Origin of the sequence: Chachezhania sediminis (genome assembly GCF_009765275.1) — a bacterium.
In the GTDB taxonomy this organism is placed as follows: domain Bacteria; phylum Pseudomonadota; class Alphaproteobacteria; order Rhodobacterales; family Rhodobacteraceae; genus Chachezhania; species Chachezhania sediminis.
This window is the reverse complement of record NZ_VOPH01000003.1, coordinates 541,795-566,968: the sequence shown is the minus strand read 5'-3', so window position 1 is coordinate 566,968 and position 25,174 is coordinate 541,795. Positions and strand designations below refer to the sequence as shown.

25 protein-coding genes and 1 pseudogene are annotated in these 25,174 nt (G+C 64.9%); 10 read left to right on the top strand and 16 right to left on the bottom strand.

Going from position 1 to position 25,174, the window contains the following annotated elements:
• Positions 1-55: 55 nt before the first annotated feature.
• From FQK05_RS12130 to FQK05_RS26525, 6 genes are all read right to left on the bottom strand, one after another.
• Entirely contained in the window at positions 56-1,933 is a 1,878-nt protein-coding gene (locus FQK05_RS12130; protein ID WP_158967055.1) for a PhoX family protein, read from the bottom strand.
• Between the two features lie 220 nt (positions 1,934-2,153).
• Positions 2,154-2,969, bottom strand: a complete 816-nt coding sequence (locus FQK05_RS12125; protein WP_158967053.1) for a ferredoxin--NADP reductase — start codon at positions 2,967-2,969, stop codon at positions 2,154-2,156.
• A gap of 238 nt (positions 2,970-3,207) precedes the next feature.
• The gene (locus tag FQK05_RS12120) at positions 3,208-3,648 is read right to left on the bottom strand and encodes a MarR family winged helix-turn-helix transcriptional regulator (RefSeq protein WP_158967051.1); all 441 of its coding nucleotides are present in this window, start codon (positions 3,646-3,648) and stop codon (positions 3,208-3,210) included.
• Between the two features lie 79 nt (positions 3,649-3,727).
• Positions 3,728-4,312 (bottom strand): amino acid synthesis family protein, encoded by a 585-nt coding sequence (locus FQK05_RS12115; RefSeq protein ID WP_158967049.1) that lies wholly within the window; start codon positions 4,310-4,312, stop codon positions 3,728-3,730.
• Between the two features lie 88 nt (positions 4,313-4,400).
• The gene (locus FQK05_RS26530; RefSeq protein WP_158967047.1) at positions 4,401-4,748 is read right to left on the bottom strand and encodes a hypothetical protein; all 348 of its coding nucleotides are present in this window, start codon (positions 4,746-4,748) and stop codon (positions 4,401-4,403) included.
• A 56-nt stretch (positions 4,749-4,804) separates the two neighbouring features.
• Entirely contained in the window at positions 4,805-4,930 is a 126-nt protein-coding gene (locus FQK05_RS26525; RefSeq protein ID WP_407644502.1) for a CoA transferase, read from the bottom strand.
• A gap of 321 nt (positions 4,931-5,251) precedes the next feature.
• On the opposite strand from FQK05_RS26525, the pseudogene FQK05_RS26520 reads away from it, so the two are divergent.
• Positions 5,252-5,467, top strand: a pseudogene (locus tag FQK05_RS26520) (helix-turn-helix domain-containing protein); the annotation flags it as partial.
• Between the two features lie 85 nt (positions 5,468-5,552).
• Here FQK05_RS26520 and FQK05_RS26515 read toward each other — a convergent pair.
• Positions 5,553-5,846 carry a CoA transferase gene (locus tag FQK05_RS26515; protein ID WP_407644506.1) on the bottom strand — a complete coding sequence of 98 codons (294 nt, stop codon included), beginning with the start codon at positions 5,844-5,846 and terminating at the stop codon, positions 5,553-5,555.
• Positions 5,847-5,988: 142 nt separating this feature from the next.
• Between FQK05_RS26515 and FQK05_RS25855 the strand changes: the two genes are divergently transcribed.
• From FQK05_RS25855 to FQK05_RS12060, 7 genes are read left to right on the top strand one after another with little or no spacing between them, the layout of a single operon-like run.
• Positions 5,989-6,411 (top strand): Zn-ribbon domain-containing OB-fold protein, encoded by a 423-nt coding sequence (locus FQK05_RS25855; RefSeq protein WP_199252640.1) that lies wholly within the window; start codon positions 5,989-5,991, stop codon positions 6,409-6,411.
• Complete coding sequence (locus FQK05_RS12085) at positions 6,408-7,508, top strand: thiolase C-terminal domain-containing protein (protein ID WP_158967043.1); 1,101 nt, start codon at positions 6,408-6,410, stop codon at positions 7,506-7,508. The genes FQK05_RS25855 and FQK05_RS12085 overlap by 4 nt, the downstream gene beginning before the upstream one ends.
• 18 nt (positions 7,509-7,526) lie before the next feature.
• Positions 7,527-7,850: a hypothetical protein gene (locus tag FQK05_RS12080; RefSeq protein ID WP_158967041.1), complete on the top strand. Its 324-nt coding sequence runs from the start codon at positions 7,527-7,529 to the stop codon at positions 7,848-7,850.
• Between the two features lie 56 nt (positions 7,851-7,906).
• Entirely contained in the window at positions 7,907-9,229 is a 1,323-nt protein-coding gene (locus FQK05_RS12075; protein ID WP_158967039.1) for a Rieske 2Fe-2S domain-containing protein, read from the top strand.
• Positions 9,230-9,255: 26 nt separating this feature from the next.
• Positions 9,256-10,446 (top strand): CaiB/BaiF CoA transferase family protein, encoded by a 1,191-nt coding sequence (locus tag FQK05_RS12070; RefSeq protein ID WP_158967037.1) that lies wholly within the window; start codon positions 9,256-9,258, stop codon positions 10,444-10,446.
• Positions 10,443-11,666 (top strand): CaiB/BaiF CoA transferase family protein, encoded by a 1,224-nt coding sequence (locus FQK05_RS12065; RefSeq protein ID WP_158967035.1) that lies wholly within the window; start codon positions 10,443-10,445, stop codon positions 11,664-11,666. The genes FQK05_RS12070 and FQK05_RS12065 overlap by 4 nt, the downstream gene beginning before the upstream one ends.
• Entirely contained in the window at positions 11,663-12,634 is a 972-nt protein-coding gene (locus FQK05_RS12060) for a PDR/VanB family oxidoreductase (protein ID WP_158967033.1), read from the top strand. Before FQK05_RS12065 ends, FQK05_RS12060 begins: the two co-directional genes overlap by 4 nt.
• Positions 12,635-12,673: 39 nt before the next feature.
• On the opposite strand, the gene FQK05_RS12055 is transcribed toward FQK05_RS12060, so the two are convergent.
• The 4 genes from FQK05_RS12055 to FQK05_RS12040 form a co-directional block, all read right to left on the bottom strand.
• Positions 12,674-13,666: a nitroreductase family protein gene (locus FQK05_RS12055; RefSeq protein ID WP_158967031.1), complete on the bottom strand. Its 993-nt coding sequence runs from the start codon at positions 13,664-13,666 to the stop codon at positions 12,674-12,676.
• Positions 13,659-14,783, bottom strand: a complete 1,125-nt coding sequence (locus tag FQK05_RS12050; RefSeq protein ID WP_158967029.1) for a CaiB/BaiF CoA transferase family protein — start codon at positions 14,781-14,783, stop codon at positions 13,659-13,661. Before FQK05_RS12050 ends, FQK05_RS12055 begins: the two co-directional genes overlap by 8 nt.
• Positions 14,780-15,937: an acyl-CoA dehydrogenase family protein gene (locus FQK05_RS12045; RefSeq protein ID WP_158967027.1), complete on the bottom strand. Its 1,158-nt coding sequence runs from the start codon at positions 15,935-15,937 to the stop codon at positions 14,780-14,782. The genes FQK05_RS12050 and FQK05_RS12045 overlap by 4 nt, the downstream gene beginning before the upstream one ends.
• Before the next feature lie 63 nt (positions 15,938-16,000).
• Positions 16,001-16,732 carry a FadR/GntR family transcriptional regulator gene (locus FQK05_RS12040; RefSeq protein ID WP_158967025.1) on the bottom strand — a complete coding sequence of 244 codons (732 nt, stop codon included), beginning with the start codon at positions 16,730-16,732 and terminating at the stop codon, positions 16,001-16,003.
• Positions 16,733-16,875: 143 nt separating this feature from the next.
• Here FQK05_RS12040 and FQK05_RS12035 point away from each other — a divergent pair, with 143 nt between their 5' ends.
• Entirely contained in the window at positions 16,876-17,145 is a 270-nt protein-coding gene (locus FQK05_RS12035; protein ID WP_158967023.1) for a hypothetical protein, read from the top strand.
• A gap of 79 nt (positions 17,146-17,224) precedes the next feature.
• Here FQK05_RS12035 and FQK05_RS12030 read toward each other — a convergent pair whose 3' ends face one another.
• Positions 17,225-17,950 (bottom strand): FadR/GntR family transcriptional regulator, encoded by a 726-nt coding sequence (locus FQK05_RS12030; RefSeq protein WP_158967021.1) that lies wholly within the window; start codon positions 17,948-17,950, stop codon positions 17,225-17,227.
• A gap of 571 nt (positions 17,951-18,521) precedes the next feature.
• Here FQK05_RS12030 and FQK05_RS12025 point away from each other — a divergent pair.
• Positions 18,522-19,244 (top strand): FadR/GntR family transcriptional regulator, encoded by a 723-nt coding sequence (locus FQK05_RS12025; protein ID WP_158967019.1) that lies wholly within the window; start codon positions 18,522-18,524, stop codon positions 19,242-19,244.
• Positions 19,245-19,289: 45 nt separating this feature from the next.
• Here the strand turns inward: FQK05_RS12025 and FQK05_RS12020 are convergent, their stop codons facing one another.
• From FQK05_RS12020 to FQK05_RS12005, 4 genes are all read right to left on the bottom strand, one after another.
• Positions 19,290-20,144 carry a MaoC/PaaZ C-terminal domain-containing protein gene (locus FQK05_RS12020; RefSeq protein ID WP_199252639.1) on the bottom strand — a complete coding sequence of 285 codons (855 nt, stop codon included), beginning with the start codon at positions 20,142-20,144 and terminating at the stop codon, positions 19,290-19,292.
• 24 nt (positions 20,145-20,168) lie between these two features.
• Positions 20,169-22,310 carry a 3-hydroxyacyl-CoA dehydrogenase NAD-binding domain-containing protein gene (locus FQK05_RS12015; RefSeq protein WP_158967017.1) on the bottom strand — a complete coding sequence of 714 codons (2,142 nt, stop codon included), beginning with the start codon at positions 22,308-22,310 and terminating at the stop codon, positions 20,169-20,171.
• A gap of 21 nt (positions 22,311-22,331) precedes the next feature.
• Positions 22,332-23,537: an acetyl-CoA C-acetyltransferase gene (locus tag FQK05_RS12010; protein ID WP_158967015.1), complete on the bottom strand. Its 1,206-nt coding sequence runs from the start codon at positions 23,535-23,537 to the stop codon at positions 22,332-22,334.
• Between the two features lie 65 nt (positions 23,538-23,602).
• Positions 23,603-25,144, bottom strand: a complete 1,542-nt coding sequence (locus FQK05_RS12005) for an AMP-binding protein (protein WP_158967013.1) — start codon at positions 25,142-25,144, stop codon at positions 23,603-23,605.
• Positions 25,145-25,174 lie beyond the last annotated feature (30 nt).

Sequence of the window (25,174 nt, the reverse complement as noted above, 5' to 3'; positions counted from 1 at the left end):
GGTGGACCGGGGGGCAAGGTCGTCCAGGCCCCTGACGGGGCGGCAGGTGCGGCGATCAGCCGATGGTGGCGTCGTCGTTGCGCCACACGGCGATGACCGACGACCGCGGCTTGCCCGCGCCATCCGGCCAGGACCCGCCCGGGTGCTGGATGCCGACAAAGGCCACCTTGCGGTCGGCGGACCAGCACAGGCCCGTCACCTCGGCCCCGTTGGGCGCGGTCAGGAAGCGCGCGATCTCGCCCGTGTCGGGCAGGCCCACCAGCATCTGGTTGTTGCCCATCCCGGCAAAGTCGCCTTCGTTGCTGTCGTCGCCGTCGGTCTGGATCCACAGCAGGCCGGTCGTGTCGAAGGCCATCCCGTCGGGCGAGTTGAACATGTTCCCGGCCGTCACGTTGTCGGATCCGGCATAGGCGTCCTGATGGACGTCCGGATTGCCGGCCATGACGTACAGGTCCCAGCCGAAGGTATCGGCGCCATGGTCGCCGGATTCGGGCCGCCAGCGCACGATCTGGCCATAGTTGTTGGCCTCGCGCGGGTTCGGGCCGCCGACCGGGGTCGCGTCACCGCCGGCATTGGGTTTCAACCCGCGGCGCGAGTTGTTGGTCAGCGCGCAATAGGCTTCGGCCTTCAGCGGGTTGGCGGCGATCCATTCCGGGCGGTCCATGGTGGTGGCGCCGACCTTGGACCCGGCCATGCGGGTGAAGACCAGGATTTCCGGCATCGACATGCCGGTGGTTTCCGGCGTCAGCGCCAGCCATTCGCCGGTCTGGTCGTCGTTGAACTTGGCCACGTACAGCGTACCGTCCGACAGCAGCCCGTCGGTCGGCCCGCCCTCGGTCCAGGTGCCGTTCGAGACGTACTTGTAGATGAACTCGCCCCGTTCGTCGTCGCCCATGTAGACCACGATGCGGCCGTCGGCGGCCTGCACCATCTCGGCGTTCTCGTGCTTGATGCGACCCAGGGCCGTGTGCTTGACCGGCACGGTGTCAGGGCTGGACGGATCGATTTCCGTCACGAAGCCGTGGCGGTGGGGTTCGTTTGGTTCCTGCGACAAGTCATAGCGCGGGTCGAACTTTTCATAGGCATAGCGCCCTTGGGTCCCGATGCCGTACCGCTTGTAGCCCTGGCCTTCCGGCATCTCTCCGGTCGCGCCGAAGTAGCCGTTGAAGTTTTCCTCGCAGGTCAGATAGGTGCCCCACAGCGTCTTGCCCGACCCGCAGTTGTTCATGGTGCCCCTGGGATTTTTGCCTTCGGGGTCGGCATTGGTCTTCACCAGATCCGATCCCGCCGCGGGGCCGTCCATGGTCATCTGGGTGTCATGGGTGATGCGGCGGTTGAAGGGGCTGTCGACGACGACCTCGTAGCCTTGGCCGTTGTCCGCGATTTCCATCACGGTCACGCCCTGCATGTTCTTCAGAAGCTGCACCTCGTCCGCGTTCTGCGGCATGCCTTCGGACGCGGCGGGCAGGTTGATCTTCGGATTGACGTATTCCGAATTTACCGCGATCACCTCTTTCCCGTCGATCACGAACAGCTCCATCCCGTCGGTATTTTCACCGAAGACCTTGTCGGACATCGCGACCGGCACACCGGTTTCCGGCGAATAGGCGCCGTCCGCTTCGGAAAACAGCGGCTGGCCCCATTTGACCAGCGGCTTCCATGCATAGCCTTCGGGCACGTGGATGTCGAAATCGGTGGCGATGCCGATGGGCTGGAACGGGAAGGTGGCGGATTGTGCACGCGCCATGCCCGGCAGCGTCATGCCGGCGCCCATGGCCATCGCGCCCGAGCCGAAGGCCAGCACGCCGCCCAGGAAGCCGCGGCGCGAGATCGCCCGTTCGACCACGGTGTCGAAGTCGCTGGAGGCCGGGCGCGGATCGCGCAGTTCGTCGAAATCGTCAAAGGAGAGGTCGACGGTTTTCTTGATGTCCATGAATCTGAATCCCTGGCGGTAAAAGGCTGAGAATCCGACTCCCCGAACGGGGTGCCGCATGGCGGCCTAGATCCCGGCAAACCTTCACAAGGATATGACGAAAGCCCGAAAAAATCGCTTATGTTCCCGTCGTGCCGCAAGGTCATGCGGGGACGGACCGTCGCGACGGCAGGGGCAGGGGCGGCGGGGTGAACCCCGCGCGGCGTGGACCGGGGACCGGTCAGTCCACGAAGGCGCGTTCGACGACGAAGGTGCCGGGGTTGCTGTTGGATCCTTCGGTCAGGCCAAAGCCTTCCAGCGCGGCCTTGGTGTCGCGCAGCATCGCCATCGATCCGCAGATCATGCCCCGGTCGGCTACCGGACAGATGCCCCGCAGGCTCAGGTCACGGAACAGCTTGCCCGACTTCATCAGGTCGGTGATCCGGCCCATCCGCGGCGACGGTTCGCGCGTCGTGGTGGAATAGAGGCGCAGCCCCCCGGCGAAATCGGCACAGAGCGGATCTTTGCGCACAGCCGCCACCAGTTCGCTGCCATAGATCAGTTCGGACGGTTCGCGGCAGGTATGGGTCAGGATGATCTCGTCGAACTTCTCATAGGTTTCGGGGTCGCGGATCAGGCTGGCAAAGGGCGCGATGCCGGTGCCGGTGGAAAACATCCAAAGCCGCTTGCCCGGCAGCAGCGCATCGTTGACCAGCGTACCGGTCGCCTTGCGCCGCATCAGCACCGTGTCGCCTTCGCGGATCTTCTGCAGGTGTTCGGTCAGCGGGCCGCCGGGGACCTTGATCGAATAGAACTCGATTTCCTCGTCCCAGCTGGGCGAGGCGATGGAATAGGCCCGGAAGACCGGCTTTTCCGCGTTCGGCAGGCCGATCATCACAAATTCGCCCGACCGGAACCGGAACGAGGCCGGCCGCGTGATCCGGAAGCGGAACAGCCGGTCGGTGTAGTGCACGACCGAGGTCACGGTTTCCGCGAAGACGCCCGCCGGAATCGGAAAGGCGGCGGCCGATTCCTGTAGTTTCTGGTCAGGCAACATCTGGCAGTCCTTTCCGGGCCGGCGGTCCGACCGGCCGGGGGTATCAATTTATCATTTGTATACAAACGACATATTGGCGCACAACGAGCCTGTCAAGGCCATGCCTTCCCCTACGGCAGCCTGTAGACGACGCCAGGGCGGACCGGTCAATAATTGTGCGTATACGAATGAAATGCGCGGTCCCGCAGCGGATCGCAAAAGGCGGGGATTCGTGGCCCCGGGGCCGGCCGGGGATCGCCTATGTCAGGCGCTTCAGCAGGGCCAGAAAGGTTTTCTGTTCGGTCGGTTTCAGGGGCGCAAGCGTATCGGCGGTGATCACCGAGCCGTCGCGTTTCAACCGGTCTATGGTCGCCTCGCCTTCCGCGGTCAGTGTGATGCTGGCGCGGCGCTTGTCGTTCGGATCGGGTAGCGACCGGACCAGCCCCTTGGCCTTCAGTCGGTCGACGACGCCCTTGATCGTGGCCACGTCCATCGCCGCCAGCCGGCCCAGGTGGTTTTGCGACAGCTGTCCGTGTTCGGAAATCCGCAGCAGCGTCGAAAACTGCGTCGGCGTCAGGTCCGGGATATGACTTTGGAATATGACAGCATGGCGTTGCGAGGCCAGCCGCAACAGATATCCGACCTGTTCGTCGAGTACATATCCAACGTCGCCTTGCCCGGGGTCACGAAAATCGTCCATGCGATTAATTAACCTTTCGGGCGGCGGGCAGACAAGGCCGGCTTCCCAGCGCAGGTCCACGATATGAAAGGCGCCCGCGTCAGCGTAGGCCGTCCTTGCCCAGGGCCTCGTCATGGGTCAGCCCGCCGACCCGGGGCAGGGGGCGGCCGCTGTCGGTAACAGCAACGGCCACCAGGATCTCGTTCGCGCGGGGGGCATCGTTCAGTCGCACCTCGATCGCGTCGAAATGGCTGCGAACGTAAGCGGCATCCTTATGGCCCAGCGGCACGTCCAGGACCTGGCCGGGGCTGCCCATCTTCTTCGACGACGGCACCAGCGCCGCGCCCTTTTCCACCGCCTGCCGCAGCGGCGCGCCCAGCTTCGGGTGCAGGATCGCCGCGGCATGTTCCAGCTCGCCGTTCTCGCCCACCATCGCGGCCTTGCCATAGCTTTCAGCCTGGGCCGGCGTGATCCCCAGCGCCTCGACACAGCGCCGGCCCAGCAGGGCGCCCAGTTCGGCGCCGATCTCCGTCAACTCGGTCAGGTCTTCTACATAGGCCCCGGCAAAGGGGTTCGCGATCACCGCGACGGCAACCGCCTTGCGGGTGGCGGGGGCGATGGTCTGGCCGGCTTCGCGGTGGGTTTCTTCGACATTGACGGCAATCTTGCGGATCTGCGCAGGCATTGCGGGCGGTCCTTTCCGGCATGAGTCCCGGTCGGGCTATCGTCCCGACGTCGTTTGCACACGAATGCTATTGGAGGTCCGCGGCAAGTCAACCGCCTTGTCGGCCGCCCGGATCGCTCTGGCCGTCCGGGTGACCGACAGTCGGTGGCAAAAGGGTGTCCCGCGCCTTTGTTTCAAGACGAATTTGATATTGGTTCCTGGAGGTTGAACCTTCTTCAATTCGGTTGATCGCTGCGATCCGTGCTACCGAGTGAACGGAGGCCGCCTTGGATTTCGACCTGCCCGAAGATATATCCGCCCTGATCGAAACGACGAAGCGGATGGTCAACGACCTGCTGTCCCACGAGCCCGAGTTCCAGAGGACGAACAAGGTTCCTGACGTCGTCCGGCAGAGCGCGGTGAAGGTGGCAAGGTCGCCTTCCGTATCCAGCGTCACGCTTTTCTCCCAGTGGCTGAAAGCCAGCCACGCCCTGCTTTCCGCGCTTGTCCCGGTCAGCACCAGCGGCACCGCGCGCCGGAAGGGTTCGCCTCTTCCGGTTCGATCTTGATCACCTCGGCACCGAGATCCGCAAGGACCCGGCCCGCGATGGCGCCCGAAAGTGCGGAAGGCTCCAGCACACGGATTTGCCAGTCGTCCGCACCCGGTGCAGCGCCATACCACAAGCCTCCCGTCGCCCGCCGTATCCCAGAGCCTTGGGTTCAAAGAAACGGTCATTGGGGGATTTGCGCCCCCGGTCGTACGTCGGCGCGGGCTGATCGTGTTTCTGACCAGGCGGAATGGCGTGCCTTTCCCCATGGTGACACAAGGCCAGCCTATGGGCCTCAAGTTAGCCACATTACCATAATCATCAATATTGGCTTTTCGCCTGTGACCGGGGCGCATTCTAAACTAGGTTGCGACAGATCCGCTATCTTGCTGGACAGCAAGGAGAACGGACTATGACCCACACAGAGCTGGATTTGCGTGAACGGCGCCGGATCGAGGATATGCTGGTCGCGAAAGTGCGGGTCAGCAAGATCGCTGCGGAAATCGGCGAGCACCGCTCGACGATCTACCGCGAGATCAAGCGCAATTCCTACGTCGACGAAGAGTTGCCGTGCTTGAACGACGACTACGGCGTAACCGCTAAACGTTTTGCAGTGGCCAGCCGTGCAATCTGCTGGAGGTAGATCGTCCCCATCTTTCGGATAGCGTCTGGCAGGGCGCTGGTTTCGTCGGCCAGCGCGGTCTTGAGCACTTTCAGTGCTCGACGGCCCTTTCTGTGCCACCAGCCCGAACTCCGCCAGATGCCGCCGGAGAGCGGTGATGAGTTGTGGGCGCTGCCTGACCAGGCATTGATGCGTTCGGAAGGGCTTCCATCTTGCTGGGGCGGAACCCTTCAATCAAAACATCTGCATCGGCGATCAGGGCCAGCGCGACCCGACGCCCGGCCTCGGCTTTCGGGTCGAGCGAGTGATGCTCTCGGTTGCGGTCCAGCCAGTATCCGGGCGCGTCGGGGGTCTTCCGGCAGATTCTGACGACGTGCGCGCCCATGTCGTCCAAGCACACCGCGGCGAGTGGCCAAGCCCATAGAATTAAACGACTTTGATCCCGTTTGGCGGCGTCTCCGGAATTCATCTTCCGGGATTGCTCTAATGGTCAGTCCATTATATACATTGATTCAATGAAACAGTCTATGTCCGATACTTCCCAGCGGCCGCAGCCCGTTGCAACCGCCGAAACCCGGCCCTTTTGGGACGGTGCGGCCGAAGGCGTGCTGTGCCTTCGTCGGTGTGCGGATTGCGGACGGCTGGCGGCCCCGCTTGCGCCGCGCTGCGTCAACTGCCTGGGCGATGTGTTCAAGGTCGAAACCCTGTCAGGCCGCGCGCAGCTTAAGGGGCGCTGCGTTGTGCATCTGCAGCCGCTGCCGGGGCGCGACGGTCCGCTGGTGATCGTCGAGGCGGCGTTGCACGAGGACCCGAGGATCGTGCTGATCGCTCTGGACGAAACCGGCATCACCGAAACGGCCTTGCCGGGTGCGGCGCTGAGACTGGGCTTCGGTCCGGTCGAGGGCTCGCATCGTTTCGCCATGGTGCTTCCGCCGGAGGACCAGGGATGAGTATTGTCATCGCAGGATTCGGTTCATCCGGGATCGAGAAACGCAGCGAGCGCGGCATCGCCGCCTTCGCGCTGGACGCGGCGCTGGCCGCGCTGGCCGATGCGGGCGTCACGCGCGACGATATCGACGGCTATGTCGGCGCACCTTTCGCGACCAACGCGGGATCGCCCCATGCCGAGGGCGGCGACGAGATTTCGCTGAAGACGGTGTCCTCACTGATGGGGTTGCGGCTGGGCTGGGGGGCAGACCTGTTCCGGCGCTACCCGACGGACATGGTGGCCACGGCCGCGCATGCGTTGCGGGCCGGGACCTGCCGCTTCGTGCTGGGGCTGCGGGCTCTGTATGTGGCGCCGGGGCTGGATTACGCGACCGCCGCAAGCGAGCGTGTGTTCGGCGCCGATCAATTCACCAAGCCCTATGGCTACACCACCGCCGGGGCCCGCTTTGCGGCCCGCGCTTGGGCCTATATGGCCCAGCATGGGGCCACCCGTGATGATCTCTTTGCCATCGTCGATCTGTCGCGCCGCAATGCCGCGCTGAACCCAGAGGCAATCTGGCGCGACAAGCCGTTGAGCTTCGCAGACTACGACCGAGGCCGGATGATCGCCGAGCCGCATGGCCTGTTCGATTGCGACCTGCCGGTCTGCGGCGCACAGGCTTTCGTGATGTGCCGGGAAGAGGACCTGCCGCAGGGGGGGCATCCCGCGCGCGTCACCGGCTTCAGCGGCTTTGCGCGACCCGAGGCGCTGTGGTCGATGAGCGGGCGCAGCGTGGCGGATCTGAAGACCGCGCAGCTTTATGACGGCTTCTCGTCGATGGTCTGGGAATGGCTGGACGGGCTGGGCATCACGCCCCCCGGCGGCGCCCCCGCTTTCCTGCGCGACGGTCACGCCGAGCCGGGTGCGCGCCTGCCGCTCAACACTTTCGGGGGCGCTCTGGGCGAGGGCCGCCTGCACGGGATGGGCCACCTGCGCGAGGCCTATCTGCAAGCCAGTGGCCGCGCCGGCCCACGCCAGCAGGCCACTGGACCCGCGCTGGTTCAGGTGGGGCCTTACGACGATTCTTCGTTCGTGCTGCTCGAGCCGGCAACTGTCTGACATCACTGAGGGAATGCCATGAAAGTTCGCGAGTACCTGTCTATCCCCTACCTGCTGGAGGCGCAGGCGGTCGAGCGTGATGGCCGCTGGACCCGGCGCCTGCGTTATCCCGAGTTGCCGCCGGTCGAAGCTACGCACGAGGATGTCGAGATTGCGCTTCTGGACCTCGAACGCGCCCGCATCACCGAAATCATGCGCCGCCTGCGCGCCGGCGATCCGCCGCCGGTGCCGCGCCGGCCTCTCGATACCACCGATCAGGGCTGGTGGGCACGACATCTGGGGCTGGGCGCGTTGGTCGAGGATCAGCTCGACCGCGAGGGCGCGGAGCTGGCCGGACAGTAACCGAACAGGCGCCGGCCCGGAACGGAGCGCGGCGCGACGACACAGGAGGAAATCCCATGCTTTCGCACGAAGACAACGAAACCCTCGTCCGGGTCGGTCCGGGCACCACGATGGGCGGAATGATGCGGCTTTACTGGCTGCCGTTCATGGCGTCCAAGGATCTGGAAAAGGACGGTCAGCCGCAGACCGTGAAGCTGCTGGGCGAGACGCTGGTGGCGTTCCGCGACAGCGCCGGCAATGTGGGTCTGGTGGACCATATCTGCCCGCACCGCGGCGCACCCATGGCCTTTGCCCGCAACGAGGATTGCGGCCTGCGCTGCGTCTATCACGGCTGGAAATTCGGCGTTGACGGTAAAGTCGCGGACATGCCCGCCGAACCCGTCCGCTCGCGCCTGAAAGAGCGGGTGCGCATCAAGTCCTATCCCTGCGTCGAGCGCGGTGGCGTGGTCTGGACCTATATGGGCGCCGAGCCCGAGGAAAGCCGCCCGCCGCTGCCCAATCTCGAATGGAACATGGTCCCCGAGGAAAACGTGGTCGTCAGCTTCCGGGTGCAGGAATGCAACTGGCTACAGGCGCTGGAAGGCGAGATCGACAGCGCGCATGCGCCGATCCTGCACGGCCGCATCGATGAGGGGGGCTCGATCAACCAATGGGTCGCCAAACGCGATCTGCGCCCGACCTTCGAATGCATGCGGCAGGACTTCGGCATGTCCATCGCCTCGCGCCGGGTGCTGGACGACGAAACGCTCTACTGGCGCGTGAACCAGTTCATCATGCCGTTCTATTCGCTGGTGCCGCCGCAATCGAACTACCCCGAATTGTCGGGCCATGCCTGGGTGCCGATCGACGACGAGAACACGCTGTGCCTGATGTTCAGCTATCACCCGACGCAGCCGATGTACGACAAGAGCCGCGACATTTTCGTCAACGGTCACAAAGGCCGCGAGACCGGGCATGCCAGCGTCAACGCGTTCGAGGATCAGGGGGCGCTGGTGCCCTACGGGCGCTATATCTCGAAGTATCGTCGCGAAAGCGGCTATCTGTTCGATCCGGAAGCGCAGCGCACGACCTGGTTCTCCGGCCTGCCGGGCCTCTGGGTGCAAGATGCCGCCTGCCAGTCCGGTGTGCTCAGGATCTATGACCGCACGCTCGAGCATCTGTGCACCTCGGATACCGGGATCGCGATGACGCGGCGGATGCTGCTGGAGACCGCGCATGCCTTCGCCGAAAGCGGCAAACGGCCCGAACGTTTTGCCGATCCCGATCTTTACATGGTGCGGGCCGTGTCGATGAAGCTGCCCAAGGATCAGCCCTGGGACGAGGCAGGACGCGAACCGATGACGGCGCGTCTGGGCGAAGGCTTCGGATACGAGCTATGAGCGGAACGCAATCAGCCCTTGCGGGCATGAAGGTGCTGGAAATCTCGGCGCTGGCCGGTTCGGTCTGCGGGCGCGTGCTGGCCGATCTGGGCGCCGAGGTCATCAAGCTGGAACCTGAGGGAGGCGAGCCGTTCCGCCGGGCACTTCCGCTCGTTCCCACCGCCAATGGCGAGGAAAGCGCCGCGTGGCTGGCCTATAACCACGGCAAGCGCAGCGTGACCCTCGACCCGGCTGCGGATGAGGCGGGCTTTGCCGCGCTCTGCGCCTCGGCCGATATCGTGGTGACCGATTGGGAGCGCCTCGACCTCGACACGATGGACCGGCTGGCGGGTATCGCCCGCCGCGCCAATCCGGCGCTGGTCTGGTGCGAGGTCCTGCCCTTCGGCCGCGGCGGACCCTATGAGCGTTACGCCGCAACCGATACGGTGTTGCAGGCGCTGGGGGGGCATCTCTACCTCAACGGCGACGTGGACCGCCCGCCGGTGCGCATAAGCCTGCCCGTGGGCCTGATCCAGGGCGGGGTCGAGGCGGCCTCGGCCGCTCTGATGGCTTATTGGCACGCGCTGAAGACCGGCGAGGGCCAGCGCGTCGACGTCTCGGTGCAGGCTTGCATCGTCTGGACGCTGCTCAACTCGACCATGGCCTGGCAGATCCTGGGCCTGAACGAGATGCGCGGCGGGGCGATCCGCAAGGAACGCGCTAACCGTTTCTTCACGCGGCTGGTTTGGGAAACGAAGGACGGATACGTCTTTTTTGGCCCCGTGGGCGGCGGCGGCGGTTCGGCGCGGATCAAGTCCTACGAGGCGCTGGTTGCATGGATGGCGGAAGACGGCATCGACGACCCAATTCTAAAACGGCATGACTGGAATGGCGACGGGCAGTTTTTCATACCTCAAGCGGATTACGACGCCGTTACCGAAGTGATCTTCGGCTTCATCCGTACGAAGACGACCGAAGAACTCATCGCGCGCGCGGTGCGCGACCGTATTCTGCTCGCACCGATTTCCTCCGTGGCAGGCGTCTTCGACAACCCGCAGTTCCGCGCGCGCGGCTATTTCCAGCCAATGGAAGATCCCGGTCGCGGGCTGGATGTCGAGCTGCCTGCCCGCTGGGCCAACCTGTCGGCAACGCCGCTTGCTGCATTGCGTCCCGCTCCGTCGCCGGGCGCCGATACCGCCACGATCCTGTCGTCGCTGAAGCAAGGAGCGACCCCATGAACGACGCCCTCACCCTGGTGACCACCGAGGCCAGCGGCATCTTTGCTGGCCTGAAGGTCGCCGATTTCACCTGGGCGGCCGCCGGTCCCATCGTGACCAAGCAGCTGGCCGACAACGGCGCCACCGTCATCAAGGTGGAGAGCTTCAAGCACCCGGATTCGATCCGGCTGGGCGGGCCCTTCATCGACGACAAGCCGGGCATCAACCGCTCGGGCTTTTTCGCGGATTTCCATTCCTCGAAGCTCGGGATCTCGGTGGACATGAGCAATCCGGCGGCGATCGAGATCATCCGCCCGCTGATCGAATGGGCCGATGTGGTGGCCGAGAGCTTCCGCCCCGGCGTGATGAAGAAATGGGGCCTCGACTACGCCAGTCTCAAGGCGATCAATCCCCGGATCGTCATGCTGTCCTCGTCGCTCTACGGCGCGGACGGCCCTTGGGCGCGCCATCCGGGTTACGGCGCGCAGGGTCAGGCGCTGGCCGGGGTGCACGGCATGACGGGTTGGCCAGACCGCCCGCCCGCGATGCCAAAGGGCGCCTATTCCGACAGCGTCTCGCCGCGCTATGCGCTGTCCGCGCTGGTCGCGGCGCTTATCCACCGCGAGAAGACGGGCGAGGGTCAGCATGTGGAGCTGAGCCAGATCGAAGCCACCGCGCAACTGCTGGCCCCTGAGCTGCTGGTCTATCAGGTCACAGGCGAAGAGATGACCCGCGCGGGCGACGCCAAGCCCGGTTCGGTGTTGCACGGCGTCTTTCCCTGCCAGGGCGAGGAACGTTGGATCGCCATCGAGGCCGTGACCGAGGCGCAGTTCACCGCCTTCGCCCGCCTGCTGGAGGCCGAGCCCGCGATGACCGAGGCCCGCAGCAAAGGCCCCGAGGCGCTGAATGCGGCTGTCGCAGCGCTCACGGCGCCCCACGACGCCTTCGCCCTGATGGCTGAATGCCGCGCGGCGGGGGTTCCGGCGGGGGTGGCGAACAAGGCCTCGGACCTGCTGGAGGACGAAGTGCTGAACGCCCATCACCATTTCTGGCCGCTCGATCATGCCGAGATGGGCCGGCTGAACTACAACGGCCCCGCCTATCGCTTCGAGAAGACGCCGAGCGCCCTGCGCTTTGCCTCGCCCCGGCTGGGCGAGCATACCGAGGCGGTGATGACCCGCGTTCTGGGCTTCGGCCAGGACGACATCGCCCGCTTCAAGGCGGAAGGATTGCTGCAATGACCGAGGCCGAGATCCCCGTCCGGGTGAAGCAGATGCGCCACGAGGCCGATACCGTGCTCTCGGTAGGGTTCGAGACGCTGGACGGCTCGCCCCTGCCCCGCGCCGAGCCCGGCGCGCATGTCGACCTGATCCTGTCGGACGATCTGCGCCGCAGCTACAGCCTGACGCAGGCGCTGGATGGCACGACGCCCGGCTGCACCGTCGCGGTGCATCGCGATCCGGCCAGCCGGGGCGGGTCGGCCCATGTGCATGAGCGGTTGCGGGTCGGCGACAAGCTGCGGCTGTCGCGGCCGAAGAACAACTTCCCACTGGACGAAAGCGCGGCACAATCGGTGCTGATCGCTGGCGGAATCGGGATTACGCCGATGCTGGCGATGATCCGGCACCTGACCGAGACCGGGCGTGCGTGGCATCTGCACTATGCCGCCCGCAAACGCAGTGCGGCCGCGTTCCTGGCCGAGCTCGACGTCTGCGTCGAGGTCAGCGGCGGAAAGGGCCAAGTTACGACCCATTTTGACGATGAGGCCAAGGGCGCCTTTCTCGACATCGCGGCGATTTTCGCCGGGGCCGCTCCGGGAACGCATTTCTACTGCTGCGGCCCCGAACCAATGCTGGCGGCTTATGAGGCCGCTGCGCGCGGTACCGCCAAGGCGCAGGTCCATGCCGAGTACTTCTCCGCCCGCGAAGAAGCCGCGCGGGAGGGCGGGTTTGATGTGGTGCTGAACCGCTCGGGCAAGGTTCTGCACGTGGAAGCAGGCGAGACCATTCTTGATGTGCTGATCGCGAACCGCGTTAGCGTGCCCTTCGCGTGCACCGAGGGCACCTGCGGCACCTGCGAGACGCGGGTCATAGAGGGTCGGCCGGATCACCGCGACACGATCCTTACCGACGAGGAGCGGGCGGAGAACGAGACGATGATGGTCTGCTGCTCGGGCTCGAAAAGCGCGCGGCTGGTGCTGGACCTCTAAGCGGACCGGCCCCGTCCGTGCGGCGGGGCCCGTCCCGGGTCAGTTCACCAGCGGCGGATTCAGCCTCAGCGCCGCGCCCTCGGGCAGCCGGGGCGAGGCGCAGACCGTGGCGCTATCGGGCATCCGTCCGAAACCCAGCAGCACGATCACCAACTGGCTGTCGTCGAGCCCGATTTCGGCCCTCAGCGCGCGATCCGTGGCGGGCGTCACAGACCAGTTGAGGAAACAGGTCCCCAGCCCCTCGGCATGAAGCCCGTGGCAGAGCGACATGGCGAAGAGCCCGCCGTCGATCCAAGGCTGATACCGCTCGCCCGCATGTTCCCAATGCCGCAGGTCCGAGGTGATGACGGCGATCCCGCCCAGTTCGTGCCCGAAGGTGCGGTTGCCGGCCTGATGGCGCCGCACCCGGTCGATCAGCGCGCGGTCGGTCCAGATATGAGCGGTACAGGTCTGGCGGTTGCAGCTTGAGGGCGCGGCTTGCGCGGCGGCGACGGCGCGGCGTATGGCGTCCTCGCGCACCGGGCCGGGGGCGAATTGCCGGACCGAGCGGCGGGATTGCGCGAAGGCGAGGAAATCGGTCGCAGGCGGCGCGCCGCCTGCCTGCCCCACCCCGGCAGCGATCCCCTCGCCCCCGGTCAGCGCCAGAGCCGGGGCGATGCCCGGCGGCAGCGCGGTGTCGCGGTTGAAGTCGGCCCAGCCGCGCAATGTTGCCAGACCCACCTGCCCCGCCTCCGTGCCGAGGCCACCGTCCCGCAGATCGCCCGCCAGCCGGGCGGCCCGCGCCAGACCAAAGCCCGGCCGCGCCTCGCGCAGGGCCATGCCATATTCCAGGAAATGCGCATCCGCCAGAATCCGCGCCGCCCGGCTTTCCGGGCTGTGGACCCGGTGCAACCAGGCGTGACGACGAAAGCGTAGGGCGTCATAGACGACGCCCTGCCAGAAGCCCGCTTCCGCCCTTACCCGGGACCAAAGGCCCGACAGCCCACCCCCGGTGGTCAGCCGGCGCCCGGCCTCCGGGCGGGCCTCAGCCACCGTCCCGCGCCCGCAGCGGTCCGAGGATTTCATCCGTGCCCTCGCCAAGCGCCGGGATCCGGCGGCGGACACGGGCCTCGGTCAGGGACATGCGAAACGGCGGGTTCGGCACATCGAAGGTGCCGGCGCCGTCTTCGACCTCGCCGGTGATCCCGCGCTCGACCGAAACGGGATCAGCCAGTGCCTCGGCCACCGTGCGGTAGCGCGAGCAGGGTACGCCAGCCGCCATGAAAAGCCGCTCGCACTCGTCCGAGCTGCAAGCCTCGGTCCAGCGCTCGACCTGCGCCATGATCTCGGCCCAGTTCGCCTCGCGGCCCGCCGGGGTGGCGAACCGGGGGTCCTGACCCCAGTCGGGACTGCCCAGAACCTCCAGCATCGCCGCGAAATTCTTGCCCGAGAGCGGCACGACGATCACGAAGCCGTCCGCCGTTCGCACCGGGATATAGACGTGGCGCTTGCGAGGTTGCGGGAATTGCGCCTCCTGGCATTCGTAGATCATCATCGAGATTAGGCTGTCCATCAGCGCGACATCGACCATCTGCCCTTTGCCCGAGCGTTCCCGCTCCAAAAGCGCGGTCTGCACCGCGCCCCAAGCATAGATCGCTGCCAGCACATCGGCATAGAACATGCCCGTGGGCGCCGGACGTTCGGCCCCCGGCACGAAATCCATCTGCGCCAGATCGAGGCCCGAGGCGGCGTGGATCATCGGCGCATAGGCGGGCCGTTTGGCCCCCTCGCCCTGCTGGCCGAAGCCCGAGATTGCGCAATAGATTAGCCCTGGATTGACGGCCGAGAGCGCCTCGTACCCCAGACCCAGCCTTGCCATGACGCCGGGGCGGAAATTCTCCAGCACCACATCGGCGGTGCTGGCCAGCGCGAAGGCATCGCGCCGCCCGTCTTCAGTCTTCAGGTCCAGCACCACACTGCGTTTGCCGGCGTTGAGAGTGCCGAAATAGGTGGAATGCCCGTCGCGCAACGGAGGGCGGCCCCGCATCGAGTCGCCTTCTGGCGTTTCGATCTTGATGACCTCGGCGCCAACATCGGCCATCAGGCGGCCCGCGAGCGGGCCAGCCATCACCTGTCCGAAATCAAGCACCCGAATGGGGCGCGCATTCATGCCTTCAGCATTGCCCGCGCGATGATCAGCCGCTGGATCTGGTTCGTGCCCTCGTAGATCTGGCAGACCTTGGCGTCGCGCATGTAGCGCTCGACCGGGTTGTCCTGAAGATAGCCTGCCCCGCCAAAAACCTGAACCGCGTCGGTCGTGACCTTCATCGCCATGTCCGAAGCGAAGGTCTTGATCATCGAGACCTGCATCGGCACCTGGGGGTGGGTCGGATCGCGGTCGATCAGGGCCGTGACCTGATAGAGCGTCGCGCGAGCGGCCTGGATCTGGATCGCCATGTCGGCCAGCATCGCCTGCACCAGCTGGAACTCGGCAATCGGACGGCCGAATTGCACGCGCTCCTTGGCATAGGCGAGCGAGGCATCGAGCGCGGCCTGCGCGAGGCCAATGGCGGCGGCGGCGACGGTCGGGCGGTTGAAGTTCAGCACGCCCATGGCGTTCTTGAAGCCCTGCCCCTCGGCGCCGATCATCGTGTCGGCGGGGACGCGGACGTTTTCGAAGAACAGGTCGCAATTCCTGATGCCGCGCAGGCCCATTTTCTTGGGGCTGCCGCCAATGGTGATACCGGGCGTGTCCATGGGGACCAGGAAGGACGAGATACCGTCATGCCCCTTGCCTTCGGCCGTGCGGGCGAAGAGCAGGATGTATGTCGCCTGATCGGCCTTGGTGATGAATACCTTCTGGCCGTTGATGACGTAATCGTCGCCGTCTTTACGGGCCGTGGTCTTGATCCCCGAGACGTCCGAACCGGTGTGCGGTTCGGTCAGGCCAATACAGGACAGGGTGCGCCCCTTGGCGATTTCCGGCAGGTAGCGCTGGCGCTGTTCCTCGGTGCCGAAATGCACCAGCGGCAGGGCCATGGCGATGGTGGTGGCGCCGACCAGGTGCGAGACCGCGAACGAGGCGCGGGCGACTTCTTCCTTGGCGATGCAGGCCATGGTCGTGGTGCCGCCGGGGCCGCCATAGGCTTCGGGCACCATGATCTGGATCAGCCCCAGGTCACCGAAGATCGGCACCAGCGAATGCGGCATGTCGTCTTCCTGATCGATCTTTGCGGCGATCGGAGCGACTTCCTTTTCCGCCATGCGTCGCACGGTGTCGCGGAACATCAGCAGATCGTCGTCGGTTTGGGTGCTGTCCAACATGGCCTGTCCTCCTTTGGCTGGTCAAAGGTGTATTGGACCTACCATTAAGAGTCAACGACTGAATCAGGGCGTCGGCGGCGCGTTCCACAGCCGCCTGTGGACGCGCTCCAGATGCTCGGACAACTCGACCTTGGCGGCGTCGAACCGGCCCGCGCGCAGATGGGCAAGGAAGGCGCTGCGCGATTGCAGCAACTTGTCGCCGTCCATGTCCGAGACCCGCAGCCGCAGGTAGGTCTGGATCATCTCGGTCTGAGCATCGATGGTAAATTCCAGTGCCCGGTTGTCGGTCAAAGCGGCGATCTCGTGATAGAAGGCCCGCGCCAGCGGTACGCGGCGGGCGGACTCACCCGTGGTCACGGCCTCGGCCGTTGCAGCGACATTCGCCTCCAAAGCCGAGAGGTCTGGCGCCTTGCCCGATTGCGCGACGTGATCCAGCACCATGCCCAACATCATCACCCGCGCTTCGAATAGGTCGTCAAGGCTGATGGCGTTCAGGATGACCAGGTCGTTAAGCGCGGTGCTGATTTGCGCGGCGCTGCCTTCCTCGATGAAAGCGCCGCCATGCGCGCCCTTGCGGGTCTTCAGCATTCCCGCGTTTTCCAGGGCGCGCAGCGCTTCGCGCACAACATTGCGGCTGACATCGAGCTGCTTGGCCAACTCGCGCTCGGCGGGCAACTTGTCCCCCGGCCGCAGTTCTCCGGCTGCCAGTTTCTCGCGGATGCGCTGCACGACCAGCTCGAAGGTTCGGTCGCTGCGCACCGGGTCGAACAGGGCTTCGCCCGCTGCCTTGGCCATGGGGATCTCCGTCTGTTTGCCGGTCCTGCACAGGCCGAACAGTGGCATGACCGGCCCGGAAGGGCCAGTGCAATCGGTCTTTCACGGCGTCCTTGCTATTGGTAGGTCCAATAAAGAATCGAGCTGTCGCGAGCGAGATCCCCATGCCGATGCGCCCGACGCTGCCCCTCTGGCCCGGCCCCGACACCCGTGCGCGGCTGGCCGCTGTGGCGATCGGCATAGCGGCGCTGTTCACGCTGGCCGACATGCTCAGCCATCGCCATGTCATCGCGGTGATGGCCGCAATCACCAGATTCAATATGATGAGACCGTCGATCGCCCGACGCAAGCGTCCCCGCTGCTTGCCTCGCTCCTCCCCGCTGAGTAACAGGCAGGCATTTGAATGGCGAACCATTCAAATGCCGCAAGAATAGACCTTCAGCGAGCATGCATCTTCTGCACCGCCGGTGCAAAGAGCGCCCGGTCGGCTGCCGCGTGGCCCAGGAGTACGAGTCAGTTCTGGTTTGTCGGGGTGCGCGAGAGCATGTAGGCGTGAAGCCGCTCCATATGAGAGATCATCTCGTCAATCGCGCTTTGGGTGTCGCGCTGGCGCAGATGTTGCACCACCTTTGTTCGCGAGGCTGCTACGTCCCAGCTGCGATCCACACCGATCTGCTTGATGTAATAAGCTAACGGCTCGGTGACCGCTGACATAAGGATCTCCATAGCCTTATTCTTGGTGGCTTGGGCCAGCAAGGCGTAGAACTGCAAAGTCAGGGCTGTGCGGTCCTCGATCTGCGATTCCGAGGTCATGCCGCGTGTCTGCGCGATATTGGCTTCGAGTGCCGCAAAATCCTCCTCGGTCGCTCGTTCGCAGGCAAGCCTGATGATTTCTTTCTGCAGGCATTTGCGCGCTTCAGTGTAATCCGCAAGCGAAAGCCCCCCCAGCGACAGCAAATCGGAAATCGTCTGGTTGATCGGGCGCACATCGCCCTGCATCACCACCGCGCCGCCCTTCACGCCTTTCTGTAGCGTCAATACGCCGCCGATTTCCAACGTTCGGAAGGCTTCGCGAACCGTGGCGCGGCTGACCTGAAGCTGTTCGGCCAAGTCCCGTTCGGACGGCAGTTTGTCTCCGGCGGCGATTCGGCCAGCCTGGATTTCGGACCGGATCTGATCACAGACCTCTTCGAAGGCGCGTTTCGTCTTCACGGGGCGAAAGCCCACCGATGAAGGCATGATTTTCTCCTTATAAGCCAGACCGATTATCGGACTATTAGATCACGCATGGCAAGGGTCAGTTGACTTATTGGTTCTACCATTTGGTGTCCAGAGCATTCCAGCCGGTGACGGAGGAGACAGCGTGACAGCGTGACAGCGGAACCGGCAGGGCGCCTTGCGTCCATTGTTACCCCCGATGCGACCATGGACCAGGAACTGCCGCAACGGCGCGCCAGTTCGGCGGCAACGGGATTTCGGGCCCTCGGACTGCGCGAGGGATCAACCGTCGCCATTCTGATGCGCAACGCATTGCCATAGGCCGGGGTCGCCTCGAAGGCGGGGCGCAAGCGCCTTCATCGGCGCAGGGGACCGTCGTCAGCCAAGAGCTATCGATCCTGTTTTCGGCGGGCCGGGCGGATGCATCCGTGTGCCAACTTGCTCGAGCCTTCTTGTCACGGGCTATGGTCAAATTGTCTAACCGGCTAATCCGGAGGGTGCCCGTCGAGATGGGTGCGCTCGTTGATTCCAGTTCCCCTTGCTTCGCAATGGCAGTACCATACAAAAAATAACTAGAGGACGTGTGATTACGGTGTTCAAACCCGTCAAAAATATTCGCACTTTCGAAGCCATCTCCGATCAGATCAGACGGCAGATTGAGACTGGCAAACTGCAGCCGGGTGACAAGCTACCCGCTGAACGCGAGCTGGCGCTTCAATTCGGCGTATCTCGCAACGCCGTGCGCGAGGCATTGCGCATTCTGGAAAGTGCCGGGGTTCTTGAGCTTCAGAAAGGGGCCAGCGGTGGAGCCTTTATTCTGGAGGGTGACGGCTCGAATATCAGCCAGTCGATCAGCGACATGATGGCGCTGAAACGCATCAGCCTGCAGCATTTGACTGAAGCGCGCGTCGAGCTGATGAAGGTCATCCTGAAACTTGCCTGCGCCAATGCCGACGACACCGATTTCGCGCTACTGGAGCAAAATATCGAGAAAAGCCGCGTCGCCATCGAGAACAAAGATCGCGACACACAGATGGAACTGAACGCAGAGTTCTATTCGATCATTGCTCAGGCCACCAAAAATCCGATGTACACCCTACTGGTCGCGCCGATTTCCGAGGTGGTTCGGCGCTTCGTCAAGGATGCCGGGATCCGCGCCACGATTGAGGTCATCGACACCCGCGAGGAGCTGCTGCGCCTGATGCGCGCCAAGGATGCAGAGCGAGCCATCACTCTTCTGAGCGAATACCTCGAGGCGACGCACAAGGCTATTCTGCGTCGTTCGCCGACCGGCGCCGGACCCGTGCAGGATTGAGGGATTGGGCCCGGCCCGGCGGGAGCAGCCGGACCGGGCAGGCCGTCACGCGGCCCGCGCACGGCCAGCCGCGAGGACAACGGCCTCGCGCGCTGGAACCCTGGCCTCGAATTGCAGGTCGGGGCCATTGTCCCAGACCTCGAACTGCAGCGTTTCGCCCGGGTAGACGGGTTTCGCCATCCGCACCGACAGTGCTTTCAGCGAAGCGCCGGGCTTTGCGGCCAGGATCGCCCGCCCGGCGATGCCGAAGGTGCAGAGCCCGTGCAGGATCGGTCGGTCGAAGCCGACGCTCCGGGCGCGCTCGGGGTCGATATGCAGCGGGTTCATGTCGCCGTTCAGCCGGTAGATAAGCGCCTGCTGCGGCAAGGTCGCGATCTCGATGGTGGCATCGGGCGCGCGGTCGGGTTTCTGCCAGTCGTTCCTCGGCTGCTGCTGGCTGCTGCCGAAGCCCCCGTCCCCGCGGCAAAGGTATTGCGAGACACTGGTTGCGACCCGCTCGCCGCCCTCGGTCGCCAGGCGGCGCTCAACCTCGATGATGGCGCCCTTGTCCGCGCCCTTGTCGTAGACCGCGGTGATCTGGTTGGTGGCAATCATCGGCACGTCGACCGGGATCGGTCGCGCCACCTCAAGCGTCTGACCAGCATGGACCAGCTTGCGGAAATCGAGCTTGGCGCGGTCGAACCACATTCCCGGGCTACCCAATACCACGGGCATGGTCGGAAAGACCGAGAGGTCTTTTTCGTAGACATAGGCGAGAGCGCGCGGGTCCAGCGGATCGTCCCCAATACCAAGGCCCAGGGCATAAAGGATGGCGTCCCGGGGGTTCAGGCGGACCGGCGTGGGGTCGAAGCCGATCCCCATCAGCTCATCTTCGCGGGTGGAGGTTGCTTGCGTGGTCATCGGGAGAAGTCCTTCAAATCGCGGTCAAACAAAGGTTTCGTTTCGCGCCGCCATGTCACGCAGCAGCGCCGGCGGACGGAAGCGTTCGCCATGCGCATCGGCCAGAGCATCGGCGCGGGCGGCAAAGGCCGCGGTGCCGATCATGTTGACGAATTGCAGCACGCCGCCGGTCCAGCGCGGATAGCCGATGCCCAGGATCGAGCCGACATTGGCGTCGCGCACGGTTTCGACCACGCCTTCCTCGAAGATGCGGATCGCCTCGATCGCCTGGATATAGAGCAGGCGATCCTCGACCTCGGCCGCGTCGATGCCGGCCGAGCCCGCCTTGAAATGGGTGACCAGCCCGGGCCAGAGCGTCTTGCTGCCGTCTTCACCGTAATCGTAGAACCCGGCACCCCCTGCCCGACCCGGACGCCCCAGTTCGACCAGTTTTGCGATGATCCCGTAGCCCGCCGCCGGGGCAAGGGTGGTGCCTTCGGCCTCGGCATCGCGCAGGGCCTGCTGGCGCGCCGAATTGGTCAGGCTCAGCGAGACCTGGTCCAGCACGGTCAGCGGGCCCACGGGCAGCCCCGCATCCGCCGCGACATTCTCCACGAGCGCAGCCGAGATGCCGTCTTCCACCATCTGCGCGCCTTCGCGGATATAGGTGCCGAAGACGCGGCTGGTGAAGAAACCGCGGCTGTCGTTCACGACGATGGGCGTCTTGCCGATCTGTTGTACGAAATCGAGCGCGCCGGCCAGTGTCTCGGCGCTGGTCTCGCGGCCCTTGATGATCTCGACCAGCGGCATCCGGTCCACGGGCGAGAAAAAATGCAGCCCGATAAAATTCGCAGGCTTCACCGAGGCTTCTGCCAGCCCGGTGATCGGCAAGGTCGAGGTGTTCGAGGCGAAGATCCCGCCCGGGGCCAGCATCGGCTCGGCCTCGCGCGTGACGCTTGCCTTCAGCGCGCGGTCCTCGAACACCGCCTCGATGATCAGGTCGCAGCCGTCCAGATCCTTCGTCTCACCGCTCGGCTGGATGCGCGACAGCAGCGCATCGGCCTTGTCGCGGCTCATCCGACCGCGGGTGATCTGGCCCTCGACCATGCCACGCAGCCGGCCCATGCCCTTTTCGGCATTCTCATGCGTCGCATCCTTCATCACGCAATCGATCCCGCGCGAGGCCGCGGCATAGGCGATCCCGCCACCCATCATCCCGGCGCCTAGCACCCCAAGCCGCGACACGCGGCGGGGAGCGATGCCCTCGGGACGAGCCTTGCCGGAATTCGCGTCCTGCATGTGGAAGAAGAGCGTGGTGATCATGTTCTTGGCCACCGGCCCGGTGCTGACCTCGGCGAAGCGCCGGCTCTCGATCCGCGAGGCCGCGTCGAAATCGACGCTCGCCCCCTCGAATGCCGCGCGCATCGCCGCTTCCTGCGCCGGATAGCGGCCGCGGGATTTCTTGATCAGCAGGATTGGCGCGGTCCGCAGATACATCGGATCGGCGATATAGGCCTCGGTGCTGCCCGGCAGGGTGTAGCCCTTGCGGTCCCAGGGCTTGGACAGCTCAGGCTCCGAGGCGATCCAGTCGCGGGCGTGTTGCAGCGCCGTCTCGATATCGGGCACCACCTCGGTCACGAGGCCCAGCTCCAGCGCCTTGGTGGGTGAGATGCTCTTGCCGTCCACGATCATCGGCACCGCAGCTTGCAGTCCGATCATCCGTACCAGCCGGACGACGCCCCCCGCCGCCGGGATGAGGCCAAGGTTCGTCTCCGGCAGGCCCAGTTTCAGGCCTTTGGCATCGACGCAGAACCGCGCATGGCAGGCGAGGCACAGCTCCATCCCGCCGCCCAGGGCCGTGCCGTTGATCGCTGCCGCGACCGGGCGGCCCAAGAGTTCCAGCCGGCGCAGCAGCGACTTTGTGTGCTCGGCCCTATGGAAGGCATCAGCGCAATCGCCCGGGTTCAGCGCCAGGATCGCCGACAGGTCGCCCCCGGCCAGAAAGGTCTTCTTGGCAGAAGTGACGATTACGCCGCGGATCTCCTCTCGCTCTGCCTCCAGCCGGTCCACTGCCTTTTCCAGCGACGCCCGGAAGGCGGGGTTCATCACGTTCGCCGACTTTCCGGGATTATCCAGCGTAAGGGTCACGATGCCATCGGCGCCGCGGTCATAGCGAATGCTGTTCATAGTCAATTCCTTGCTCACGCCTCAGACCCTTTCGATGACCAGGGCCGATCCCATGCCGCCCATCACACAGGCGGTGACAACGCCGACCTGCTTGTCCGCGCGCTCCAACTCGTCCAGCAGCGTGCCGATCAGCATCCCTCCTGTAGCGCCCAGCGGGTGCCCCATGGCGATGGCGCCGCCGTTGACGTTGATGCGGTCCATGTCGACGCTGGTGGCGGCGGCAAAGCGCAGGACGACCGAGGAAAACGCCTCGTTCACCTCGAAGAGGTCGACATCCGACAGCGCCATCCCGGCCCGGTTCAGCGCCAGTTCCGTGGCCGGCGCGGGGGCGGACAGCATGATCGTCGGCTCGTCCCCGATCGCCGCAGCCGATCGCACGCGGGCGCGGGGTTTCAGCCCCAGCCGCTCGCCCAGCTCGCGCGAGCCCACCATGACCAGCGACGCGCCATCGACCACACCCGAGGAATTGCCGCTGGTGTGGATGTGCTCGATCGCCGCGACCTGCGGATAACGCGATAGCGCCACCGCATCGAAGCCCATCTTGCCCATCTGGTCGAAGGCGGGTTTCAGCGCCGAGAGTTTCTCGAGCGTGGTATCGGCACGCACGGTTTCGTCGTGGTCGAGGATCAGCAGGCCGTTCTCATCCGTTACCGGCACGATGGACCGCTGGAAACGACCCTCTTTCTGCGCGGCGGCGGCGCGCTGGTGCGAGCGCAACGCATAGGCATCAACCTCTGCGCGGGTGACGCCATCGAGGCTGGCAATAAGGTCGGCGGCAACGCCGGTCGGCAATTGCCGCAGCTTGAAAGACAGGTCCGGCAGCGTGTCGCTCGCCCCGGGCGCCCCGCCCATCCTGACGCGCGACATGCTTTCCACGCCGCCCGCCAGCACCAGGTTTTCCCAACCCGACATGACCTTCTGCGCAGCCAAGGCCACGGATTCGATGGCCGAGCCGCAGTAGCGGTTGATCTGCGTGCCAGGAACCTGACTGTCCCAGCCGGCCATCAGCACAGCGGTCCGGGCGATGTCGCCGCCCTGTTCCTGCCGGGGCTGCACGCAACCGAGGACCACATCATCGACCAGCCGCGTGTCCAGATCGTGGCGCGCCTGCAACGCATTCAACAGACCTGCGACCAGAGTGATCGGGTCGACCTCGTGCAACGCGCCGCCTGCCTTTCCGCGACCGCGCGGGGTGCGAATTGCGTCATAGATAAATGCCTCGGTCATCGGGCCTCCATGGGTTGAGAGCACGCGTCTAGGCGCCGCCCCGCTTGTCTGGGTGGGATGTGCCGTCAAATACGGCGACCGGCAGCTTCCCAATAGGGCGCGCGCAGATGGAACTTCTTGACCTTGCCGGAATCCTCGCGCGGCAGCGCGTCTTCGAAGACGATCTTGCGCGGCACTTTGTAGCCGGCGAGCTTATCGCGCAGGCGGTCTTGAATGGCTTTTGGATCCCGGCTCGCGCCTTCCTGCATTTGCACATGCGCGCAGATCGACTCGCCATATTCTTCGTCGGGAATGCCGAAGACCGCGCAGTCCGCGATATCGTCCATTGCGTGAAGCACGGCTTCGATCTCGGCAGGATAGATATTCACCCCACCGGAAATGATCATGTCCTTGTTGCGGTCGCAGATAAACAGATAGCCGTCCTCGTCGACGTAACCGGCGTCTCCGGGCACGATCAAGCCGTTCATGAAACAGCCCGTGGTTTCATCTTCGCGGTTACGATAGACGAAGTCGGTCAGACCCGGCCCGCGACCGAGTATCGTGCCGATGGTGTTGGGCGGAACTTCGTTCCCCGCATCATCGACGACCAGCAGCCCGGCGCCTTTCAGCTTCCGGCCGACAGTACCGGGACGCTCAAGCCATTCCTGCGATGAGCAGAGCGTGATGTTACCCATCTCGGTCGAGCCATAGAATTCGCTGATGATCGGACCCAGCCACTCGATCATTGCCCTTTTCACATCGGGCGGACAGGGCGCGGCGGCGTGTGAGATATAGCGCAGCGAAGAAAGGTCATAGGCGCTGCGCACCTCTGGTGGCAGTTTCAGCATCCGCGAAAACATGATCGGCACCATGTTCAGATGGGTGATCCGCTCCTTTTCGATCAGCGCGAGCAGGGCCTCCGCGTCGAAGCGGGGAACAACGACAATATCCGCACCGCGGCTATAGCAGAAATTCGCGTGGGTCGTGGGCGCGGCATGATAGTGCGGCCCGATAATCGCCGTGCGCACCGTGGCACCTTCGATGCCGGCCAGCCCGTATATCTCGATCAGCGCATTGCGTGACGCCATCGCCTGTTCCGCCGTGCGGGGATTGCGCACGACACCTTTGGGATGGCCGGTAGTGCCCGAAGTGTAGATCACGCTGCTGGGCATCGGCGGGTTGTCTTGGAAGGTCGGCTCACAGGCATCGCGCCACGCAGTATACTCGACCGCCGCGTCTGGCAGGTCGGCGGTCGAAGGCGCAAGGCCGAACGCTTCGCGCACGGACGGGGGCGTAGAGAGTATGACGACCTTTACACCATCGGGAAACGCCGCGCTGCCCGCCGCATTGTAGAGATCGGAATGCGCCACGACCAGCTTCGCGCCACAATCCTCAAGAACGTAGCGGGTTTCTTCGGGCGCATTGTGCCAGTTCAGCGGCACGGGCAGAATCCCTGTGATCGCCGCAGCCTGTTCGACCTCCAGAAAGGTCAGGTCGTTGCGGAGAAGCAGCGCGACAGAATCTCCTTCGCGCAAGCCTTCGTTCTTCAGCGCGGTGGCGACTCTGCCGATCTTTTGCTTGAACGCGTCCCGCGAGATGGGGTCGCCGCCGGCCATCTTCAAAGTCATTTGAAACCTCCCGTTTCAAGCCGAGCCGGA

Bases quoted from the DNA above. Each gene is read 5' to 3' on its own strand.
- FQK05_RS12130 (WP_158967055.1), bottom strand. From the start codon at position 1,933: ATGGACATCAAGAAAACCGTCGACCTCTCCTTTGACGATTTCGACGAA.
- FQK05_RS12125 (WP_158967053.1), bottom strand. From the start codon at position 2,969: ATGTTGCCTGACCAGAAACTACAGGAATCGGCCGCCGCCTTTCCGATT.
- FQK05_RS12120 (WP_158967051.1), bottom strand. From the start codon at position 3,648: ATGGACGATTTTCGTGACCCCGGGCAAGGCGACGTTGGATATGTACTC.
- FQK05_RS12115 (WP_158967049.1), bottom strand. From the start codon at position 4,312: ATGCCTGCGCAGATCCGCAAGATTGCCGTCAATGTCGAAGAAACCCAC.
- FQK05_RS26515 (WP_407644506.1), bottom strand. From the start codon at position 5,846: ATGGGCGCGCACGTCGTCAGAATCTGCCGGAAGACCCCCGACGCGCCC.
- FQK05_RS25855 (WP_199252640.1), top strand. From the start codon at position 5,989: ATGTCCGATACTTCCCAGCGGCCGCAGCCCGTTGCAACCGCCGAAACC.
- FQK05_RS12085 (WP_158967043.1), top strand. From the start codon at position 6,408: ATGAGTATTGTCATCGCAGGATTCGGTTCATCCGGGATCGAGAAACGC.
- FQK05_RS12080 (WP_158967041.1), top strand. From the start codon at position 7,527: ATGAAAGTTCGCGAGTACCTGTCTATCCCCTACCTGCTGGAGGCGCAG.
- FQK05_RS12075 (WP_158967039.1), top strand. From the start codon at position 7,907: ATGCTTTCGCACGAAGACAACGAAACCCTCGTCCGGGTCGGTCCGGGC.
- FQK05_RS12070 (WP_158967037.1), top strand. From the start codon at position 9,256: ATGAAGGTGCTGGAAATCTCGGCGCTGGCCGGTTCGGTCTGCGGGCGC.
- FQK05_RS12065 (WP_158967035.1), top strand. From the start codon at position 10,443: ATGAACGACGCCCTCACCCTGGTGACCACCGAGGCCAGCGGCATCTTT.
- FQK05_RS12060 (WP_158967033.1), top strand. From the start codon at position 11,663: ATGACCGAGGCCGAGATCCCCGTCCGGGTGAAGCAGATGCGCCACGAG.
- FQK05_RS12050 (WP_158967029.1), bottom strand. From the start codon at position 14,783: ATGAATGCGCGCCCCATTCGGGTGCTTGATTTCGGACAGGTGATGGCT.
- FQK05_RS12045 (WP_158967027.1), bottom strand. From the start codon at position 15,937: ATGTTGGACAGCACCCAAACCGACGACGATCTGCTGATGTTCCGCGAC.
- FQK05_RS12040 (WP_158967025.1), bottom strand. From the start codon at position 16,732: ATGGCCAAGGCAGCGGGCGAAGCCCTGTTCGACCCGGTGCGCAGCGAC.
- FQK05_RS12035 (WP_158967023.1), top strand. From the start codon at position 16,876: ATGCCGATGCGCCCGACGCTGCCCCTCTGGCCCGGCCCCGACACCCGT.
- FQK05_RS12030 (WP_158967021.1), bottom strand. From the start codon at position 17,950: ATGCCTTCATCGGTGGGCTTTCGCCCCGTGAAGACGAAACGCGCCTTC.
- FQK05_RS12020 (WP_199252639.1), bottom strand. From the start codon at position 20,144: ATGACCACGCAAGCAACCTCCACCCGCGAAGATGAGCTGATGGGGATC.
- FQK05_RS12015 (WP_158967017.1), bottom strand. From the start codon at position 22,310: ATGAACAGCATTCGCTATGACCGCGGCGCCGATGGCATCGTGACCCTT.
- FQK05_RS12010 (WP_158967015.1), bottom strand. From the start codon at position 23,537: ATGACCGAGGCATTTATCTATGACGCAATTCGCACCCCGCGCGGTCGC.
- FQK05_RS12005 (WP_158967013.1), bottom strand. From the start codon at position 25,144: ATGACTTTGAAGATGGCCGGCGGCGACCCCATCTCGCGGGACGCGTTC.